The following is a 17,413-nucleotide window of genomic DNA, read 5'->3' as shown; positions in this document are numbered from 1 at the left end:
CATGACCACCTCGCTCGCGACACCCGCTCGGGACGCGGCCCCCACCCGGGACGCGGCCCCCACTCGGGGCCGCACGCGCCTGGCCAACGACGCGTGGGAGGCCGCGCTCGGCGCACACGGGACGCTCATGCGCCAGTTCGCGGCGGACGACGTGTGGGAGGACCTGTCGATGCGCGAATACGACGTCCTCTACACGCTCTCCAAGTGCGACACCCCGCAGCGCCTGGGCGACCTGGGCAGGCACGTGGTGCTCAGCCAGCCGGGACTGTCCCGCCTGGTGGACCGGCTGGTCGAGCGCGGGCTGGTGGCGCGGTGCGCGGATCCGTCCGACGCCCGCGCCGCCCACCTGTCGCTCACCGATGCCGGGCGTGCCGTCCAGCGTCGCGTGGGCCGCGGCCACGGCGCAGCGGTCGCCGCGGCGCTCACCTCCCGGCTCACCGACGACGAGCTACTACTCCTCGAGTCCCTCTCCCTCAAGCTTCTTGCCGACCCCGCAAAGGACCCCTCATGACCGACTTCCGCCTTGTCGTGGTGAGCGCCGGCGTCTCCGATCCCTCGTCGACCCGCCTGCTCGCCGACCGCGCCACGCAGCGCGTGACCTCCCTCGCCCGCGAGCACGGTCACGCCGTGAGCGTCACCACCGTCGACCTGCGCGAGCTCCTGCCCGAGCTCCCGGCCGCGATGTCCAACCAGCTGTTGGGCGCCAAGTTCACGCGCGCCGTGGACGCCCTGCTCGCCGCGGACGCGATCATCGCGGCGGCGCCGGTGTACAAGGCCGGCGCGTCCGGGCTGTTCACGAGCTTCTTCCAGGTGCTCGACAACGACCTCCTGATCGGCAAGCCCGTCATCCTCGCGGCGACGGCGGGCACGGCACGTCACGCGCTCGTGGTCGACCAGGAGATGCGCTCGCTGTTCGCCTACCTGCGCACGCTGCCCGTGCCGACCAGCCTGTTCGCCTCGACCGAGGACTGGACGGACGCCGCGCTCGGCACACGCATCGACCGCGCCGCACGCGAGCTGGTCCTCCTCATGGAGTCCGGCTTCGCGCGCTCCGTGAGGGACGATGCCTGGGGCGCCTACCAGCACACGTACGGCTCCGCGGGGGCACCGAGCTCGACATCTCGCTCGACTCCGACATGATGAAGTTGGCGACGGGCGGCTCGCTCCGCAGCGCCGATGACGACCCATTCGATCCCAGGAGGGCCTGATGACCGTCGAGGTCACCCGCAGCGACGAGCGGTCGCGCTACGAGATCACGGTCGACGGCGCGCTCGCCGGCTTCGCGGAGTTCCGCCTGCGCGAGGGTCGGGCCGTCTTCACCCACACCGAGATCGACGGCGCCTTCGAGGGCCAGGGCCTCGGCACCACGCTCGCGAAGGGCGCCCTGGAGGATGCCGCCGCCCGCGGCGAGGGCATCGTCCCCCTGTGCCCCTTCATGGCGCGCTACCTGCGCCGCCACGACGTCCCCGGGGCACGCGTGGAGTGGCCCGAGTCATGACCCGCCCCGGCCCGATGGCGCTCACGCTCGAGGCGCGCGAGGTGCCGCTGGGCGGCCTGCGCGCCATGAAGGTGCGCCGGTCGCTCCCGCAGCGCGGACTGCCGACCATCGGGGCGTGGTGCTTCCTCGACAGGTTCGGCCCGCAGGAGGCCGTGATGCGCGTTGAGCCGCACCCGCACATCGGGCTGCAGACGGTGACGTGGCCGCTCGTGGGAGAGGTGCGCCACCGCGACGGGCTCGGCTCGGACGTGGTGCTGCGCCGCGGCGCACTCAACCTCATGACGAGCGGCCACGGGATCGCGCACTCCGAGTACTCCCTGGGCGAGGACCCGGCGCCGCTCGACGCGCTCCAGCTTTGGGTCGCGCTCCCCGAGGAGGCGCGCCACAGCGCGCCGGGCTTCGAGACACACGCGTCTCTGCCGACGGTGGGGTTGCGCGCGCTGCGCGGGGACGATGCCGTGGCCACCGTCATCATGGGCGTGCTGGCGGGCGTGGAGTCGCCCGCGACGACGTACACGCCGATCGTAGGTGCCGAGATCGCGATTCCGGCGGGCTCGACCGTCCGGGTGCCGCTGAATCCCGAGTGGGAGCACGGCGTGGTGGCCGTTTCGGGTGACATCGAGGTGGCGGACGGAACGGTGGCCGATACCACTGGGACCCTCGGCGCCCCTCCCCGGACGGCATCCTCTACCTGGGCACGGACCGCACCGAGATCACGCTGAGCTCCGCGGCGGGCGCCACCGTGGCGCTGCTCGGGGGCGAGCCGTTTCCTGACGCGCTGGTGATGTGGTGGAACTTCGTGGGCCGCACCCACGACGAGATCGTGGCCGCGTGGCACGACTGGAACGGGCGCACCGGGAGGTTCGCGGAGGTCCCTGGCCACGACACTCGCATCCCCGCGCCGCCCATGCCGGAGGTGCGGCTCACGCCGCGCATGCGGACAGCCTGAACGGGCCCGCGTGAGGTCGACGTCGCGCGCGGCCACTTGCCGCTGAACGCGACTACGCGTGCACAGAGGCACTCCATTGTCGGGAGCGCCCCGTCCACTTACCCACCAGAGTCGGAGCCACTGTGGCTCTCGCGCCGCGCCAAGGTGCCGCGCACGCCACCGACAGCGTCAACGCCTCGCCCGTACGGCTTCAGTGGCCTGGCATCCACCCGAGACCCTCAGCATCGCGGCTCCACGCGCGCCGTCAGCCCGCTACCTCGTGAGGTGCTGACTAAGGTGCCCCCGCACCTGCGCGGGTCAAGCCCGCGCGTCGGAGCGGGTGGACCAGGCACGCTCCACCGCCGAGGCCTCCGGTATCGAATCCACGCCCGAGTCTGGCGCGAGCACCGTGGGCAGGCGTGACAGTACCGTAGGTGGCTAGGTTGCCCCCCGAGTAACGTTGCCACTTCAAGTCAAGGGGCGCGAGCGTCGGAGGGCAGGAAACTCTCGGTTGATGACTCCGAGGACGTCACCGAAGCACTCCCGGATGTTTCCCGCGGAGAACTCGATGTACTGAACTCCATCCACATTGGAGAACAACTCGACTCCAGCCTCCTTGAGGATTACGGCACGGCTGAATCCAAGGCGCCCCTGGAACAGCCCCACCTCGTGGACCACGTTCTGGCGAGCGCGCATGGTGTCATCCGCCTGTGCGTCCTCGGCGGTCATCACGAGGAACGCCAACGTGGAACTACGAAGCATCGAATCCAGCACCTCGCGGATCGTGTATCCGCCCCGCGCAGCGACTTCGTAGGCTTCGACTTCGATGTGGTGGATATCGATTAGGTGCTGCTTCAGTTCATTCCAAGCGCCTGATCGACCGTGGCCAATGAAAACGCGTAGAGGGACCTCAGGCGCCCACTCGACGACACCCTCGCCAAGCTTCTGCGCGATCATCTGGGCGACCGACTCGACAGCGGTACGCTCGGGAGCCATTATCTCTATCGTGAAGTCGCTTGCGTAGAAGAGATCGAGTGAACCCTTGGAACCCCACTTGATCCAGGCGTGATATGACGAGTATCCGTTGCCAATCTCGGCCAGGAATTGCCGTTCGTCTGGAAGCGTCCATTGGTCGGCGCCGCGCTGCACCTTGAGCAGCTGGCTGTCCGGATCCTCACCAGCCGCGCCGAGAGTGGCACGGGCTTCGGTCAGAATTGCTTCGAGGGTGGCGCGCTCTAATCGCGTCTTGACAAACGATCTACTCAGTTTGATTTGTTGGGCCACGTCGTGACTCTATCGCGGCCAACCGACGCCGTGTGTTGTCAAGGCGCGCGGATGTGATCTCTCCGTTTCCTCAGGATGCACTCACGAGCTGCTCCCTTGGGCGTGGCGGTAGGTCCAAGCGTGCCGACCTCTTGACATCTGGCACTAGAGCCGAACTGACGTGCTACCACCACGCCTTGACGATCGTGAACGAGTCGTCGCCGTCGCCGGCAGGCCACGTGCACGCGAATCCGAGGGGCACCCACGACCAGGCCTGATCCATCGAGCCGCCGGACACACCCGCCGGCACCGCAGCGTCCGTGGTGCAGACCGAACTCGCACGATGCCAACCCACAGACCAGTACCAAGACACCGCGACCGCCATGAGCACAATCGTCGGGACCGCGACTAGGGCAGCGAACAGGTGCCTGCGCTTCGACCTCTGTTGTTCAACGACCGCGCTCATGAACCCCACCTAGACGCTGGAGCGCTCCCAAGTCATGAGCGCGTGCATATAGGCACCTAGGCGTACTGCTTCGCCCGTTGGGGGCGCATCGACTCATTCCATTGGGCGCCTTCGCACGGCCATGGCTCAAGTCGACCGGCTCGCTGCCATCAGAGACTCCTCACTCCTATGCTCATGCACGTGGAGGGACGTGAAGCCGAGAGCCTTGCCGTCTGGAGGCAGCGCATTGAGGAGCGCATCAGGCGCGCTGGCCACGATGTGAGGTTCGAAACGGCAGTCGGGCCAGCGATGGGCGCACCATTCATGCCGTCACTGAAATGCACGGCCTCAGGAACGGCATCGACGCTTGAGCTCTACTTCGAAGGCGACGCTGTCTATCTCGAACTGCATACCCCAAACTGGCTTGCGTACGGCGACACCGACTACTGGGCCCCTTGGCTCGGGTCGGCGAGTGGAATGGCGTGGCTCGAGACGCTGATGCTTGAGCGCTGGTCTGTGCGTCGCACCTTGGGCCCGATTGGGCCACGACGCTTGCGCGCTGGCCGGAAAATGCCCACGATGCGAGTGAGGTCCGCGGCGCAGTAGTGAAAGGCCCCGACCGCCTGCGGGCGGTGGGACGACGAGGTGTTTCCCTCGGCAGCCGGCTGGTCCGTGCGAAGTTCTGCCCGCGCGTTGAGAGCGCGTCCTCGGCTGCCGGAACTCCACATGCGCCACCATTGGCTCCATGCCCAGGCGCCTCATGTTCATTCAGCTGAAGACCGGCTTTGACATCGATCGTGGACCATCCTGGATTGGCTGGGTCGACTTCAACCGCTCATTCAGGACCGCCAAGTATCGCGGCCGTGAGTTGCGACGTTGGCCGGGAATGTTCGATGCCAACTTCTTTGACGTCGACACCGACGAGCGGTTCTGGCTTTCGGGCCCGAAGCGGGACCAAAGCGGCTCTTCGCATTTAGGGCTGTAGGAGTGGCCTGAAGCCTCCGGTCTCGAGTAGCGATCTCGTGATGTAGTGGGTGAGGTTTCGGAACCCCAGGGCGGATCCGCGGAGGTGCTCGAGTCGGCCGTTGATCGCCTCCGTGGGCCCGTTCGAGGTCCCTGGCCGGTCGAAGTACGCGAGGACGTCGGCGGCGCGATGGCTCAGGGTTCGCCCGAGGCGTCGCAGTTCGACCAGGGCGGCTGGCACGCCGGTGCGCAGGGACTCGATGAGGCTTGCGAAGTCGCGCTTCGCGGTCGCGCGGTCGGGGTGGCGGTAAGCGGTGATGATGCGCTGGTAGGCGGCCCAGGTGACCTCGACCTCAGCATGTGCGTCTTCCACGAAGAGCGCGTCGAGTCGGGCCCGCTGGCGGTCGGTGAGGTACTCCAGCCCGGTGTGCAGGATCCGCCGCGACATGTACAGCGGGTCGCCGGTCCGTCCCCGGTGGCCGTGGATGGCTTGCTGCAGTCGCCGGCGGCACTGGTCGAGGGCGTCGCCGGCGAGACGCACGACGTGGAACGGGTCCATGACGGCGGTCGCGGTCGGGAGCTCTTCGGCTGCGGCGGTCTTGAACCCGCTGAAGCCGTCCATGGCGATCGACTCGATCCGCTCGCGCCAGCATCGGGGGCGTTCGGCCAGCCACGTCTGGAACGTGGCCTTCGACCGCCCGGGGATCATGTCGAGCAGCCGGGCGGGGCCGACGCCGTCGCGTACCGGGGTGAGGTCGATGATGACGGTCACGTAGTTGCCGCCGTAGCGGGTGTGTCGCCACACGTGCTCGTCGACCCCGATGACCGCGACGCCGTGGAAGCGGGTGGGGTCGTTGATGAGTTGGCGGTGCCCTTCGGTCAGGACCGCGTCGTTCGCGGTGTGCCATGCGACGCCGAGCCCCGCCGCGATCCGGGAGATGCTCAGGTGGTCCACGACGAGCGCCCTGAGCGCCCAGGTCAGGCCGCCGCGAGAGACCTTCGCGCGCGGCTCTGCAGCCGCGCGGAGGTCGTCGAGCCAGAACCGTCCGCATGGATCGCATCGGAACCTGCGCACGCGCACCAGCAGCGTCGTGGGCCGACACCCGAACGGCTCATGCGCGAGCTGGCGATCTTGCGTGCCTCGCGACACGCCCCGGTTCCCGCACTCGTGGCACAGGTCATCCGGGTCGGCAACGCGGCACTCGAGCACCGCCCGGTCGCCGTCGATCCGCTGCCCGGTGACGATCAGGCCAAGGGCGTCGAGGTTGCAGAAGGTCGTGAGATCGGGCGCGGCGAAGGTAGCGTGAGACAAGTCGAGGTCTTCCAGACGGTGAGTGTGAGAACTTCCATCCTGGGGGACCTCGACCCCTACCCCCAACCACCCACCCCCGGGACAGCGCTACAGCCTCATTTGCGAAGAGCCACCAAAGCGATACACGGTACGGGCCACGGACGACCGAGATCGACGACGATGCCCTCGTCGCATACGAGGCTTTCCTCGACGGTGCTCCCCTACCAGGCCGAGAGAGTGGCTGACGGGCGCAGGCCCACCATGCGGGTCCATTCACGAGTTACTCCCGTTGTCGTGGCGCCATCTGTGCGATATCGGCGAAGTGGAGCGCAGAGCCACCGCAGGCTGGGCCGATACACCCAGCGCCGTCTTCTCGCCGTAGCGGGCCACCATGGGGAGCTGTGCCCACAACTGGAGTGGCGGCCTTCGCTTCCGCACCGGGTGGAAGGCATCCTGGACTGGACTGGCATTCCAGCGACGCTAAGACGCAGTACTCGCGCCGGGAAGTGCTGTCCTAGCCAACGGGGCGGTCTGCGCATCGAAGGTCCCCGGTGATGGCGATTACATCTACTACTCGACGAGAGGGGTAGTCCCATGAGTGCAACAGCGCGCCCCGAGATCCGAGTTGCCGCGCCGTCACATCTCTGGGGCGTGCTGTTCCTGCGGGACGCATGGCGGCTCCCGATCGCCGCGGCTGCGCCGCCATGCGCGCCGCCGCCAGATTTCGGGTCGCTCGACAGGAACCCCTCACCACACGCTGAGTCGGCCGCCCGACAGGCGTGGGAGACGCTCAGTCGCACACCTACCGCCTAGTCCTCGCCTGACGTCACGGAGCAAGTGCTCTCGCTGATCGCGGAGGCCGGAGCAGTCATTGTCTGGCGATCTTGGTCGCCATCCGCCAAACGCGCGATCCAATCGCTTGCCCCTCCGCTCGCGCGCAACCCGATCTGGCTAGCGGCCGAGGACACAGCGCTGCACTTGCCGACGCTTACCTACATGGTCGTGCTTCCTGTCGAAGGCGCCTACTGGAAGTTCGACGGAAATGTGCTCCACGTCGCTCACAAGGTCTACAGCGACGCGACTCTCTTTCGCGAGTCGGTGTTGTCAATCTGAGGTGACTCGCGCGGGCACGCGTCCCGTAAGGCCCGCAGCGCTCTCAACGGACACCCCGCGCATCGTCCCGGCCAGCTACAACCCCACCCGGACACCCTGGGGTTGACCCCGGATTCCGGACACTGACCAGACGGGTTTCGCGTGAGCGAGTGCCTGTCGGGGAGGATGTCCGTGATGGGCACGAAGAAGAGGAAGACGTATACGCCGGAGTATCGGCGTGAGGCTGCGCGGCTGGTGATCGATACCGGGCGCACGATCGTCGCGGTGGCGCGTGAGATCGGCGTGGGTGAGGCCTTGTTGGGGCGCTGGGTCGCGGCCGAGCGGGCACGGTCGGGCGGGGGTGAGCGGCCGTTGGATGTCGACGAGCGGGCCGAGCTCGATCGGCTCAGGCGCGAGGTTGCCGAGCTGCGGATGGATAACGAGTTCTTGGGAAAAGCGGCGGCCTTCTTCGCCTCGAAGCACGACCGGAGGAACGGTTCGCGCTGATCGAGGCGGAGAAGGCCAACTACCCGGTCACCCGCATGTGCGACCTGCTTGGCGTGGACCGTCGCCGCTACTACGAGTGGCGGGCCAGGCAGGCCGCAGGGCCCTCCGCGCGCGAGCAACGCGATGCCGATCTCACGGCTCAGATCCGCGCGTTCCACGATGCGTCGGCTGGCACCTATGGGGCCCCGCGCATCCGGGCGGACCTGCGCGACGAGGGTGTGGCGGTGTCACGCAAGAAGGTCGCGTCGTTGATGAAAGACGCTGGTATCGCAGGGATCAGCCCGCGCACGTGGCATCCGCCGACCACGGTGCGTGGTGCCGACCCGTTCCCCGTGCCTGACCTTGTCGAGCGCGCTTTCGACACCGGCGCACGTGACTGCGTGTGGCTGTCCGACATCACGTATCTGCGCACCGGTGAGGGCTGGGCGTACCTGTGCGTCGTGCGCGATGGACACACCCGCAGGGTCCTGGGTCGGGCCGTCGCCGACTCGCTGCACACCGACGTGGTCGAGGCCGCGCTGCGCCAGGCCGTGGCCCTGCGCGGCGACCTGGCCGGCAAGGTCGTCTTCCACGCCGACCGCGGCGTCCAATACACCAGCGCACAGATCGCCGCTGCCGCCAAGGAACTCGGACTGCTGCGATCGATGGGCCGCACCGGCGTGTGTTGGGATAACGCCCCGGCCGAGTCGTTCTGGTCGGTGTTCAAAAACGAGTACTACCACCGGCACGTCTTCGCGACCATCGAGGATGCCCGGCGAGGCTCCTACACCTGGATCGACGGCTGGTACAACGCCCGCCGACGCCACAGCGCCCTGGGCTACCTCAGCCCGCTAGAGTACGAACGCCGCCAGCTCGCGCTGGCCGCATGACCAACCAACTACCTGTCCGGGAAACGGGGTCAACTTCACCCCGACGGCGGGAACAGTCGCGCCCGCCAGCGCGTTGGCATCGCGAGAGCGGCCGCCGCATGGCCGCTCCAGGCCCCGACACAAGGAGTCCCCACGATGAAGTGCCCCGTCGACAACGCGACGCTCGTCATGTCCGACCGCCAGGGAGTCGAGATCGACTACTGCCCCGAGTGCAGGGGCGTGTGGCTCGACCGCGGCGAGCTCGACAAGATCATCGACCGCTCCGCCGCCGAGTCCGCACCCGCGCCGGCCCCCGCCCGCGAGACACAGCGCGGATATGACCAACGCGGCTACGACCAGCGCTCGTACGACGACCGCAAGGGCTACGACCAGCGCGGCTACGACCCCCGCTACGGAAGCAAGCCCAAGCGCAAAGAGTCCTTCCTGGGAGACCTGTTCGACTTCGGATGAATCAGCCCGCCGCGATCCGGGCACGCACCCGGATCGCGGTCGCGCTGAACGCCACCTTGTCCGCCGCGTCCCACGCCGTCGAGCCCGCGGCCCCGACCCAGGCGTTGAGGTTCGCGCCGATGCTCCCCGTCAGCACCCCCTCGACCACACCCGCGGCGTCCGGCACACCCCACTCCACCGGGAAGAACGCCGTCCCCCGCCGTGCAGTCGCGCCTCGACGCGCTCGGGCAACGCCGCGACCTCGCCCACGTCGGCGACCACGGCGGCTGCGGCATCGGCCGCCCTCAGGGACTCGTGCAGCGCCCTGGTGAGACCCAGCACTCCCCCATGTTTGGTCGCGGCGCGCAAGGAGAACCGTGAGCTCTCCAGCGCCGCCCACGGCGGCGCGCCGTCCAGATCCGTCGCGACCAACGGCCGGTAGCCGATGCTCGGGATCACGTCCACGTAGAGGTACCAGCGATCTTGGTCGTGGGCGCGGAACATCGTGGGAACCTCGACGCCGTGGCCGGCGGCGTACTCCTCGCCGATGCGCGTCTGGACCTGGGTCCATGAGGTGTCCGACTCCCACCAGCGCGTCGCGTCGGTGACCTCCATGAAGAGGCCGCGCGCGCTCGCGCCATTCGACTTCGTGACGCGGTAGGTGCGGCCGCCGTGCCGCAGGACCGTGGCGTCGATCGTGTCCTCGCCATGGTCGAGCATCACGCCGCCGAACCGCCACGTCGCCTGCGTGAAGTCCGTGGTGGAGCCCCACAGGATGACCTGGTGGTCGCCCACGGTCGACGTCCAGTACACGACGAACGCGCCCTCGCCCTCGCCGTGGAAGTCGGGCACGAAGGTGGCTTCGGCTGCCCACATCATGCCCATGTCGGGAACACCCGGCGCGGGCTCGCCGGTCGCATCGAGCGCCACGTCGAGCTGGCGTTGCGGCGACCACGTGATGAGATCGCGCGACTCCCACACGTTCATCCGCGTCGAGTAGCCGTGCGACCACGCCTCCCACCCGGCATCGTCCCCGCCGAACACCCGGAGGTCCGTGCCCAGGATGAAGTACGTCCCGGTCTCGGGGTTGAAGGCGAGGTGCGGGTCGCGCACGCCCGTGGTGCCCAGGTGGGACGCGAGGACCGGCTCGCCGCCGTTGAGGGGGATCCAGCGCTCGGGGTCGTTGCCGTCGGAGAGGTCCAGGTAGATCCTCTCGGCGTAGCCGTCCGGATCCTCAAGGAAGTGGACCATCAGGTAGCCGTAGGGCTCTCCCCCGGCGGCCGAGCCGGTCATCGCACGCGCACCGTCACCGAGACGTCGCGCAGCTCAGGCAGCAACTCCTCCTCGGTCTCCATGTCGAGCACCGGCATGCCGTCGGTCGCGAAGTGGACCCGGCGCACGAACATGTCGCGCCCCGTGAGGCCCTTACGATCCGTGCGCGCGTGGAAGACGTAGAGGAGATTGCCGTCCTCGTCCTCGGACCACATGCCGTGGCCGGTGCCCAGCTGCATCTCGCCGTTGAAGGGCCCCGATTTCTGGATCGGATGGCCCAACCGCGTCCACGTCGCGGGGTCGGTGAGGTCGGCGCCCTCTCCCGCCGGGGCGGTCGCGAGCCCCGTCGTGTAGGTGTCGCCCACCGTCGAGCCCGAGTACAGCAGGTAGAGCCGGCCGTCCCTCGCGAGCACGTTGGGCCCCTCGGCGATGAGGTTGTCCCACGCGTACTCGGGGGCGATGATGCGCACCGGATCGCTCGTGAGCCGCGTCGGGTCCGCGGGATCCATCCGCGCGATGAACACGCTGCCGAGCATCTGCCAGGCGTAATAGTGCTGGCCGGAGTCCTCGACGTAGGTCATGTCGAGAGAGATGCCCTGGATCGGGTTGAGCGCGGCGCCGTCCGCGCGCACCACGTGCCGCGCCGGCGTCCAATGCGCGGGCACGGTCGGGTCAAGATGACGCCCCGCGGCGTCCTTGCGCAATTGGACGATGCTCGCGCGTCCCGACCACATGTCGGTCGGGGTGCCGTAGCTGGGCATGAAGAGGATCGACAGCGTGCCGTCGATGAGGTGGATCTCGGGCGCCCAGAAGCAGCCGGTCATCGAGTTGCCGTCCGCATCGGGCGAGCCGTGGACCAGCAGGTCGACCTCGGTGACGCGGCCGGCCTCAAGGGCCTCGTCGGACAGGTCCTCGATGCGGTCCGCCATGCGGAGGGGCATCCCCACCGGCTCGCCCGAGTTGTTCACGGGGTCAAGGTGAAGGTCCTTGGTGGCGATCATGAGGAACTTCTGCTCGCCGTTGAAGTCGAAGCGGTAGACGCTCGGATCGGCCCGCTCGTCGGCGAACGGCGTCGGGTAGACGGCCTGGCGGACGCGGCCCTGCACGCGGTGCTCGCCGGGCACGGCGGTGTCGATCGCGGCCTGTGCGGCGAGGTCCCACTCGATCGCCAATGACCCCGTGGAGCCGTCGCTGTAGTCGAGCTCGAGGCGTCCGGGCAGGCTATCGACACCGAGCATCCCGCCCCGCGGGACGTGCACCTCGGGCAGCGGGCGCGCGTCCGTGTTGACGATCCTCCCGAACCTCACCTCGAGGCCGCGCGCGACCTCCTCCGGGACCGCAAGCGGCGCGCCATGCTCAAGACCGTCAACGCCGCCGTCCTCGACCGCGCCCACCGTGGCGGCGTCCGCGAGATCGGCAACCGTGGCGCGACGGGCGCACCCGGCATCGTCGCTCCACGACAGGCGGTAGACGCCGGCCTGGGCGTCGAAGGCCGCGGCGGGACGATGCACGCCGTCCGTCACGCCCAGATCGAGCAGGCCGATCTCGGTGTAGGTGAGCAGGTCGGGCGAGGTTGCGATGAGGACGCTCGACTGTTCGGTGCCGTCGGGGCCGCCGCCGCGCGCCACGCGCGTCGCCACCACGCCGAACTCGCCACCTTCCAGGTGGAACAGGTGCGGATCGACGAGCGAACGCAGGATCTCCTCGGTGGTGCCGGCCGGGCCAGGGTCTCGGCGACGCGCGCGAAGAAGATGCCGTAGTCGTCGAAGAGCGGCGCCCACCCGCCGGGTCCCTCGATCGCGAGGTGCATGCTGAGCGCGATGTCCGCGTTGTTGGCCTCGGCCTCCGAGGTGGGGGTGCGGTGGTACGCGCGGACGCGGCGCGCCGGTCCCCGCGCGGGTGCCGGTTCCTTCCCGGGCACGGTGGGCTCGGTCACGTTCGCTCTCCCTCGAGTCGATGGGTTCCGCCCCGCAATTTACATCGATTACCTAGCGGGCGCAAAGGCCGCAGGACGCGCGTAATTCGCGCGCGTGGCGCCTACCCGCCTACCGCAGCCCCCCGCGCGCCCTGGCGACCACGCGTCCACGCTGAGACCGCGGAAAGCGGGCCAGCATCTCGCGCAACTCGTCGGCGGTCGCGTCGGAGCCGAAGATCTCCGTGGGCGGCTCGAACGCGACCCCGGCCGCGAGGGGCCCGGCGATCACGGGATCGAAGCCCATCGCATCGACCAGCGCGGCCACCGTCGCGACGTCGCCCGCGCCATCCTCGGCGCCGTCGCCCGCGATCGCGATCCCCCGGCGCTCGGGATCACCGGCCGGCCGCGCAAGGTTCTCGAGCTCCCACACGCTCGCGTGGCCGAGCGCCTTGACCACGCGCGCGCCCTCCAAGAAGGCGGCGACGGTCTCGGAGGTCGAGGTCGTGGGGTCGTCGAGATCGGGCCTGGCGCCGTCGAGCTCCCACCAGTAGTTCATGGCATCGACCACGAGCCGGCCCCGCAGGAGCTCGCGCGGCAGGCTGCGGTAGCGACCGAGCGGAATCGCAAGGATCACCACGTCGCACGCGCACACCGGGGCCGGGTCGTCGGCGGATCCCGCGGCCCGAACCTCGAGTCCCGCGTCGCGGCACAGGCGCGCCAGCACCGTCCCCACGCGCCCCACCCCGAGGATCCCGACCGTCGCAGGCACCGCCGCATCGCTCATGCGCCGCACCCTACCCGCCCGCGGGCGCAGCGAGGCCCTCGCTACAGCCGGGCAACCTCGACGACGGCATAGACGCCGTCCTGGGGGATGTGCACCAGTGCATCGGCGATGTCGACTCCAGCGGAGGCCAGCAGCGCGGCTAGCTCGCCGAGCGTGCGCATCGGTCCCATGGGCCACGCGACGGTGAGCTCGGGATCTCGCGGGGGCGACCCGCGAGCATCACGGACAACACGAGCGAGCCGCCCGGGCGCACCATGGCGAAGGCCTCGGCGATGGCACGCGCGGCCGCGTCGCACGAGAGCCCCTCGAGCAGGCCGAGCGCCTCCACGAGGTGTTGGGACTGAGCCGGCACGGGCGCGTCACCGGCGCGGGCGACCGTGAACCGGTGCGCGTCGGGGTCGATTCCGTGGGCGAGCACCACGCGGCGGCTCACGTCGACTGCCGGCAGGCACGTGTCGACGAAGGTCGCCTCGATCGCGATACCCGACTCCATCGCGACCGCCATCGACGCGGCCATCGGATAAGCGGCTCTTCGCAAATGAGGCTGTAGCGCTGTCCCGGGGGTGGGTGGTTGGGGGTAGGGGTCGAGGTCCCCCAGGATGGAAGTTCTCACACTCACCGTCTGGAAGACCTCGACTTGTCTCACGCTACCTTCGGCGCGCCCGATCTCACGACCTTCTGCAACCTCGACAGCCTTGGCCTGACCGTCACGGGTCAACGCATCGAGAACGACAGGGCGGTGCTCGAGTGCCGCGTCGCGAGCCCTGACGACCGGTGCCACGGGTGCGGGGACCGGGGCCGGCCGCGAGGCAGCCAGGAACGCCGCCTTGCGCACGAGCCGTTCGGGTGCCGGCCCACGACGCTGCTCGTGCGCGTACGCAGGTTCCGATGCGATCGATGCGGCCGGTTCTGGCTCGACGACCTCCGCGCCGCGGCCGAGCCACGCGCGAAGGTCTCCCGCGGCGGCCTGGCCTGGGCGCTGAGGGCGCTCGTCGTGGACCACCTGAGCATCTCCCGCATCGCTGCGGGGCTCGGCGTCGCGTGGCACACCGCGAACGACGCGGTCCTCACCGAAGGGCACCGCCAGCTGATCAACGATCCCACCCGCTTCCAGGGCGTGCACGTCCTCGGTGTCGATGAGCATGTGTGGCGACACGCCCGCTACGGCGGCAACTACGTGACGGTCATCATCGACCTCACCCCGGTACGCGACGGCGTCGGTCCGGCCCGCCTGCTCGACATGATCCCTGGCAGATCGAAACAGACGTTCCAGACATGGCTCGCCGAACGCCCCCGATGCTGGCGCGACCGAATCGAGTCGATCGCCATGGACGGCTTCAGTGGCTTCAAGACCGCGGCCGCCGAAGAACTGCCCGACGCCACAGCGGTCATGGACCCGTTCCATGTGGTCCAGCTCGCCGGTGACGCCCTCGACCAGTGCCGCCGGCGACTGCAGCAAGCCATCCACGGCCACCGCGGCCACGCCGGCGACCCGCTGTACATGTCCCGTCGGATCCTGCACACCGGGCTGGAGTACCTCACCGACCGCCAGTGGGCACGCCTCGACGCCCTGTTCGACGACGACGCCCACACCGAGGTCGAGGTCACATGGGCCGCCTACCAGCGCATCATCACCGCCTACCGTCACCCCGACCGCGCGACCGCGAAGCGCGACTTCACGGCGCTCATCGAGTCGCTTCGCACCGGCGTGCCGGCCGCGCTGGTCGAGCTCCGCAGGCTCGGCCGAACCCTGAGCCATCGCGCCGCCGACGTCCTAGCGTACTTCGACCGGCCGGGGACCTCGAACGGGCCCACGGAGGCGATCAACGGCCGACTCGAGCACCTCCGCGGATCCGCCCTGGGGTTCCGAAACCTCACCCACTACATCGCGAGATCGCTACTCGAGGCCGGCGGCTTCAGGCCACTCCTACAGCCCTGAATGCGAAGAGCCGGATAAGCGGGCCCGCACGCGAGACTGGCCCAGCGCATCGTCCCCGCGACATCCACCGATGCCCGCGCGGCGAGCCAAAGGAGGACTCGCGCGCGCACCCGCAGGGCGCGCGCGTCCGCCGCGAGGGTGAGGTACCTCCTCGAGGCGTCGTCGACCGGCCCGCCCGAGAAGAGGTCGACGTGGCCTTGAGGCGAGGACAGGCGCTCGGCGTCCGGAAGGTAGACGTTCGGCAACGCGCCGGACGCGCCCAGGCGCATGCGCCATTCGGCGAAGGCGGCCGACGACTCCGGCGACGGATGCTCGTCCGGCCCGAGCGGTCGGGCATCGTCGGACTCGTCGCCGACCGCCAACCGCACCACACGCAAGCCAGTGGGATCGATGGACGCGCTCATGACGAGCACGTCTCGCGCCGAAAAACGGCGCCCCTCAGCCACACGCACCATTTCCCCTCCGCGTCCTCCGCCGGCAGGCGGCCCCCAGGAAAGCGACACCGGCGGGGTGCACCGCCGGAGTAGTGATAACGATGCTATGCACGTGGGGCCCTCGCGGCAATGCCCTCTTTTTTGGGGGGTGCCCCATTGTCAGTGCCGTGAACGACAATGGACCCCATGACCGACGACCTCGCCACCCGGGACGAGGCGCCTAGGAATCCGCACTCCTCCGCGTCCCCTCAGCCCGCGCCCGCTCAGTCCGCGACAGCAGACCAGTCCGCCCCGATCGACCCCGCCACCGCACGCCGCAACTCCGTGGTGATTTGGGTCTTGATCGTCTCCGCCTTCGTCGTGATCCTCAACGAGACCGTGATGAGCGTCGCGATCCCGCACCTCATGACCGACCTGGGCATCACGGCGGTCGACGCTCAGTGGCTGACCACGGCCTTCCTTCTCACGATGGCGGTGGTGATCCCGATCACGGGCTTCCTGCTGCAGCGCTTCCACACGCGACCCATCTTCTTGGCCGCGATGGGGCTGTTCTCCACCGGCACCTTGATGGCCGCGCTGTCTCCCGGCTTCGAGGCGCTGCTCGTCGCGCGCGTCATCCAGGCCGGCGGCACCGCGATCATGTTGCCCCTGCTCATCACGACCGTGATGCAGCTCGAGCCGCCGGCAACCCGGGGCCGTCGCATGGGCTCGATCTCGGTGGTCATCGCGGTCGCGCCCGCGATCGGCCCCACCGTCTCAGGACTCATCCTGAGCGTGCTGCCGTGGCGCTTCATGTTCGTGTTCGTGCTCCCCATCGCGCTCACGGTGTTGGCGCTCGGTTGGCGCCTGCTCACGAATGTCACGGAGCCGCGCAAGGCGCCGCTCGACGTCGTGTCGGTGCTGCTCTCCGCGATCGGCTTCGGCGGGGTCGTGTACGGCCTGAGCCGAATCGGCGAGTCCGCTGGCGAGGGCGTCACCACGGAGATGATCGTGGCTCTTGGTGCTGGGCTCGTCGCGCTCGCGCTCTTTGTGTGGCGACAGCTGGTGCTGCAGCGTATCGACGATGCCCTGCGCGACCTGCGCACGTTCCGCGTCCCGACCTTCGCGGTCTCGGTCGGCATGTTCGTCATTCTCATGATGTCGCTCTTCGGCGCGATCATCCTGCTGCCGCTCTTCATGCAGAACGTGCTGGGACTGACCGTGCTGCAGAGTGGGCTCATGCTCCTCCCGGGTGGCCTGGTGATGGCGCTGTTCGCGCCGGGGATCGGGCGCGCGGTGGACAGGATCGGACCGCGTCCCCTGCTAATCCCGGGAGCCGCGCTGGTCGCGGGCGTGCTGTGGACCATGTCCGCGATCCTCGGGCCCGACACGCCGTGGTGGGCGCTGCTCGCGTGCCACGTCGCGCTCAGCACCGGCCTCTCGCTCATGTTCACGCCGCTGTTCACCGCGAGCCTCGGGTCGCTGCCGCGCCACCTGTACTCGCACGGCTCGGCGACCGTCTCGACGCTTCAGCAGGTCGCCGGCGCGGCGGGCACGGCGCTGTTCATCTCGACCATGGCGGCCGTGGCCCTGACGCGCGCCGACTCGGGCGCCACGACGGCGGGGGCCACCGCGGCGGGGATCTCGGCCGCGTTCGTGATCGCGGCCGTGCTCGCCACGCTCGCCGTGGTGGGCGCGATGTTCATCCAGCGCCCGGCCGACTCCCCTGGCGAGGTCCCCGCGGGCCACTGAGCGGAGCGGCGGAGCGCTCTGCTCCAGAACTGCTCACCCCTCTCTCGCCCGAG

The 17,413-nt window shown here is 69.3% G+C and carries 21 protein-coding genes; 11 read left to right on the top strand and 10 right to left on the bottom strand.

Going from position 1 to position 17,413, the window contains the following annotated elements:
- Nucleotide 1: 1 nt before the first annotated feature.
- From QUE44_RS01870 to QUE44_RS13875, 5 genes are all read left to right on the top strand, one after another.
- On the top strand, nucleotides 2-511 hold the full coding sequence (locus QUE44_RS01870) for a MarR family winged helix-turn-helix transcriptional regulator (RefSeq protein WP_286215573.1): 510 nt from the start codon (nucleotides 2-4) through the stop codon (nucleotides 509-511).
- Nucleotides 508-1,140, top strand: coding sequence for a CE1759 family FMN reductase (locus QUE44_RS01865; RefSeq protein ID WP_286215572.1), 633 nt, complete (start codon nucleotides 508-510; stop codon nucleotides 1,138-1,140). The genes QUE44_RS01870 and QUE44_RS01865 overlap by 4 nt, the downstream gene beginning before the upstream one ends.
- A gap of 67 nt (nucleotides 1,141-1,207) precedes the next feature.
- Complete coding sequence (locus tag QUE44_RS01860; RefSeq protein WP_286215571.1) at nucleotides 1,208-1,498, top strand: GNAT family N-acetyltransferase; 291 nt, start codon at nucleotides 1,208-1,210, stop codon at nucleotides 1,496-1,498.
- Nucleotides 1,495-2,220, top strand: a complete 726-nt coding sequence (locus QUE44_RS01855; protein WP_350226868.1) for a pirin family protein — start codon at nucleotides 1,495-1,497, stop codon at nucleotides 2,218-2,220. The genes QUE44_RS01860 and QUE44_RS01855 overlap by 4 nt, the downstream gene beginning before the upstream one ends.
- A complete protein-coding gene (locus QUE44_RS13875; protein ID WP_350226915.1) occupies nucleotides 2,181-2,447 on the top strand; it encodes a pirin-like C-terminal cupin domain-containing protein in 267 nt (88 codons plus the stop codon). The genes QUE44_RS01855 and QUE44_RS13875 overlap by 40 nt, the downstream gene beginning before the upstream one ends.
- A 447-nt stretch (nucleotides 2,448-2,894) precedes the next feature.
- On the opposite strand, the gene QUE44_RS01850 is transcribed toward QUE44_RS13875, so the two are convergent.
- Both QUE44_RS01850 and QUE44_RS01845 read right to left on the bottom strand, forming a co-directional pair.
- Entirely contained in the window at nucleotides 2,895-3,710 is an 816-nt protein-coding gene (locus QUE44_RS01850) for a nucleotide-binding protein (RefSeq protein WP_286215570.1), read from the bottom strand.
- Between the two features lie 163 nt (nucleotides 3,711-3,873).
- The gene (locus tag QUE44_RS01845; protein WP_286215568.1) at nucleotides 3,874-4,155 is read right to left on the bottom strand and encodes a hypothetical protein; all 282 of its coding nucleotides are present in this window, start codon (nucleotides 4,153-4,155) and stop codon (nucleotides 3,874-3,876) included.
- A gap of 739 nt (nucleotides 4,156-4,894) precedes the next feature.
- Between QUE44_RS01845 and QUE44_RS01840 the strand changes: the two genes are divergently transcribed.
- Complete coding sequence (locus tag QUE44_RS01840; protein WP_286215567.1) at nucleotides 4,895-5,119, top strand: hypothetical protein; 225 nt, start codon at nucleotides 4,895-4,897, stop codon at nucleotides 5,117-5,119.
- Here the strand turns inward: QUE44_RS01840 and QUE44_RS01835 are convergent.
- Entirely contained in the window at nucleotides 5,108-6,409 is a 1,302-nt protein-coding gene (locus QUE44_RS01835) for an ISL3 family transposase (RefSeq protein WP_286215565.1), read from the bottom strand. The two genes, QUE44_RS01840 and QUE44_RS01835, sit on opposite strands and share 12 nt — an antisense overlap.
- Before the next feature lie 816 nt (nucleotides 6,410-7,225).
- Between QUE44_RS01835 and QUE44_RS01830 the strand changes: the two genes are divergently transcribed.
- The 3 genes from QUE44_RS01830 (at nucleotide 7,226) to QUE44_RS01820 (ending at nucleotide 9,306) form a co-directional block, all read left to right on the top strand.
- On the top strand, nucleotides 7,226-7,501 hold the full coding sequence (locus QUE44_RS01830) for a hypothetical protein (protein ID WP_286215563.1): 276 nt from the start codon (nucleotides 7,226-7,228) through the stop codon (nucleotides 7,499-7,501).
- A gap of 174 nt (nucleotides 7,502-7,675) precedes the next feature.
- Nucleotides 7,676-8,856, top strand: a protein-coding gene (locus QUE44_RS01825; protein ID WP_433997177.1) for an IS3 family transposase whose coding sequence is annotated in 2 segments (ribosomal slippage) — nucleotides 7,676-7,940 and nucleotides 7,940-8,856 — 1,182 coding nt in all. Because the reading frame shifts where the segments join, the coding sequence is not laid out codon by codon here.
- Nucleotides 8,857-8,991: 135 nt separating this feature from the next.
- Nucleotides 8,992-9,306, top strand: a complete 315-nt coding sequence (locus QUE44_RS01820) for a TFIIB-type zinc ribbon-containing protein (RefSeq protein ID WP_286215562.1) — start codon at nucleotides 8,992-8,994, stop codon at nucleotides 9,304-9,306.
- Between the two features lies 1 nt (nucleotide 9,307).
- Here QUE44_RS01820 and QUE44_RS01815 read toward each other — a convergent pair whose 3' ends face one another.
- The 6 genes from QUE44_RS01815 to QUE44_RS01790 form a co-directional block, all read right to left on the bottom strand.
- Nucleotides 9,308-9,472, bottom strand: a complete 165-nt coding sequence (locus tag QUE44_RS01815; RefSeq protein ID WP_286215561.1) for a hypothetical protein — start codon at nucleotides 9,470-9,472, stop codon at nucleotides 9,308-9,310.
- Nucleotides 9,436-10,578, bottom strand: coding sequence for a glycoside hydrolase family 43 protein (locus tag QUE44_RS01810; RefSeq protein WP_286215560.1), 1,143 nt, complete (start codon nucleotides 10,576-10,578; stop codon nucleotides 9,436-9,438). Before QUE44_RS01810 ends, QUE44_RS01815 begins: the two co-directional genes overlap by 37 nt.
- A complete protein-coding gene (locus tag QUE44_RS01805) occupies nucleotides 10,575-12,338 on the bottom strand; it encodes a family 43 glycosylhydrolase (protein ID WP_286215558.1) in 1,764 nt (587 codons plus the stop codon). Before QUE44_RS01805 ends, QUE44_RS01810 begins: the two co-directional genes overlap by 4 nt.
- A 264-nt stretch (nucleotides 12,339-12,602) precedes the next feature.
- The gene (locus QUE44_RS01800) at nucleotides 12,603-13,256 is read right to left on the bottom strand and encodes an NADPH-dependent F420 reductase (protein WP_286215557.1); all 654 of its coding nucleotides are present in this window, start codon (nucleotides 13,254-13,256) and stop codon (nucleotides 12,603-12,605) included.
- Between the two features lie 41 nt (nucleotides 13,257-13,297).
- A complete protein-coding gene (locus tag QUE44_RS01795; protein ID WP_286215556.1) occupies nucleotides 13,298-13,426 on the bottom strand; it encodes a hypothetical protein in 129 nt (42 codons plus the stop codon).
- Nucleotides 13,396-13,773: a hypothetical protein gene (locus QUE44_RS01790; protein WP_286215555.1), complete on the bottom strand. Its 378-nt coding sequence runs from the start codon at nucleotides 13,771-13,773 to the stop codon at nucleotides 13,396-13,398. The genes QUE44_RS01795 and QUE44_RS01790 overlap by 31 nt, the downstream gene beginning before the upstream one ends.
- A gap of 120 nt (nucleotides 13,774-13,893) precedes the next feature.
- Between QUE44_RS01790 and QUE44_RS01785 the strand changes: the two genes are divergently transcribed.
- Nucleotides 13,894-15,195 carry an ISL3 family transposase gene (locus tag QUE44_RS01785; protein WP_286215553.1) on the top strand — a complete coding sequence of 434 codons (1,302 nt, stop codon included), beginning with the start codon at nucleotides 13,894-13,896 and terminating at the stop codon, nucleotides 15,193-15,195.
- Here the strand turns inward: QUE44_RS01785 and QUE44_RS01780 are convergent.
- Nucleotides 15,138-15,599: a hypothetical protein gene (locus QUE44_RS01780; RefSeq protein WP_286215551.1), complete on the bottom strand. Its 462-nt coding sequence runs from the start codon at nucleotides 15,597-15,599 to the stop codon at nucleotides 15,138-15,140. The two genes, QUE44_RS01785 and QUE44_RS01780, sit on opposite strands and share 58 nt — an antisense overlap.
- A gap of 216 nt (nucleotides 15,600-15,815) precedes the next feature.
- Here QUE44_RS01780 and QUE44_RS01775 point away from each other — a divergent pair, with 216 nt between their 5' ends.
- Nucleotides 15,816-17,360 carry a DHA2 family efflux MFS transporter permease subunit gene (locus QUE44_RS01775; protein ID WP_286215550.1) on the top strand — a complete coding sequence of 515 codons (1,545 nt, stop codon included), beginning with the start codon at nucleotides 15,816-15,818 and terminating at the stop codon, nucleotides 17,358-17,360.
- The last annotated feature ends 53 nt before the right edge of the window (nucleotides 17,361-17,413 follow it).

It is taken from the genome of Demequina sediminis, assembly GCF_030296675.1.
Taxonomy (GTDB): Bacteria; Actinomycetota; Actinomycetes; order Actinomycetales; family Demequinaceae; genus Demequina; species Demequina sediminis.
The sequence above is the reverse complement of the archived record's forward strand: the minus strand, read 5'-3'. Positions and strand labels throughout refer to the sequence as shown.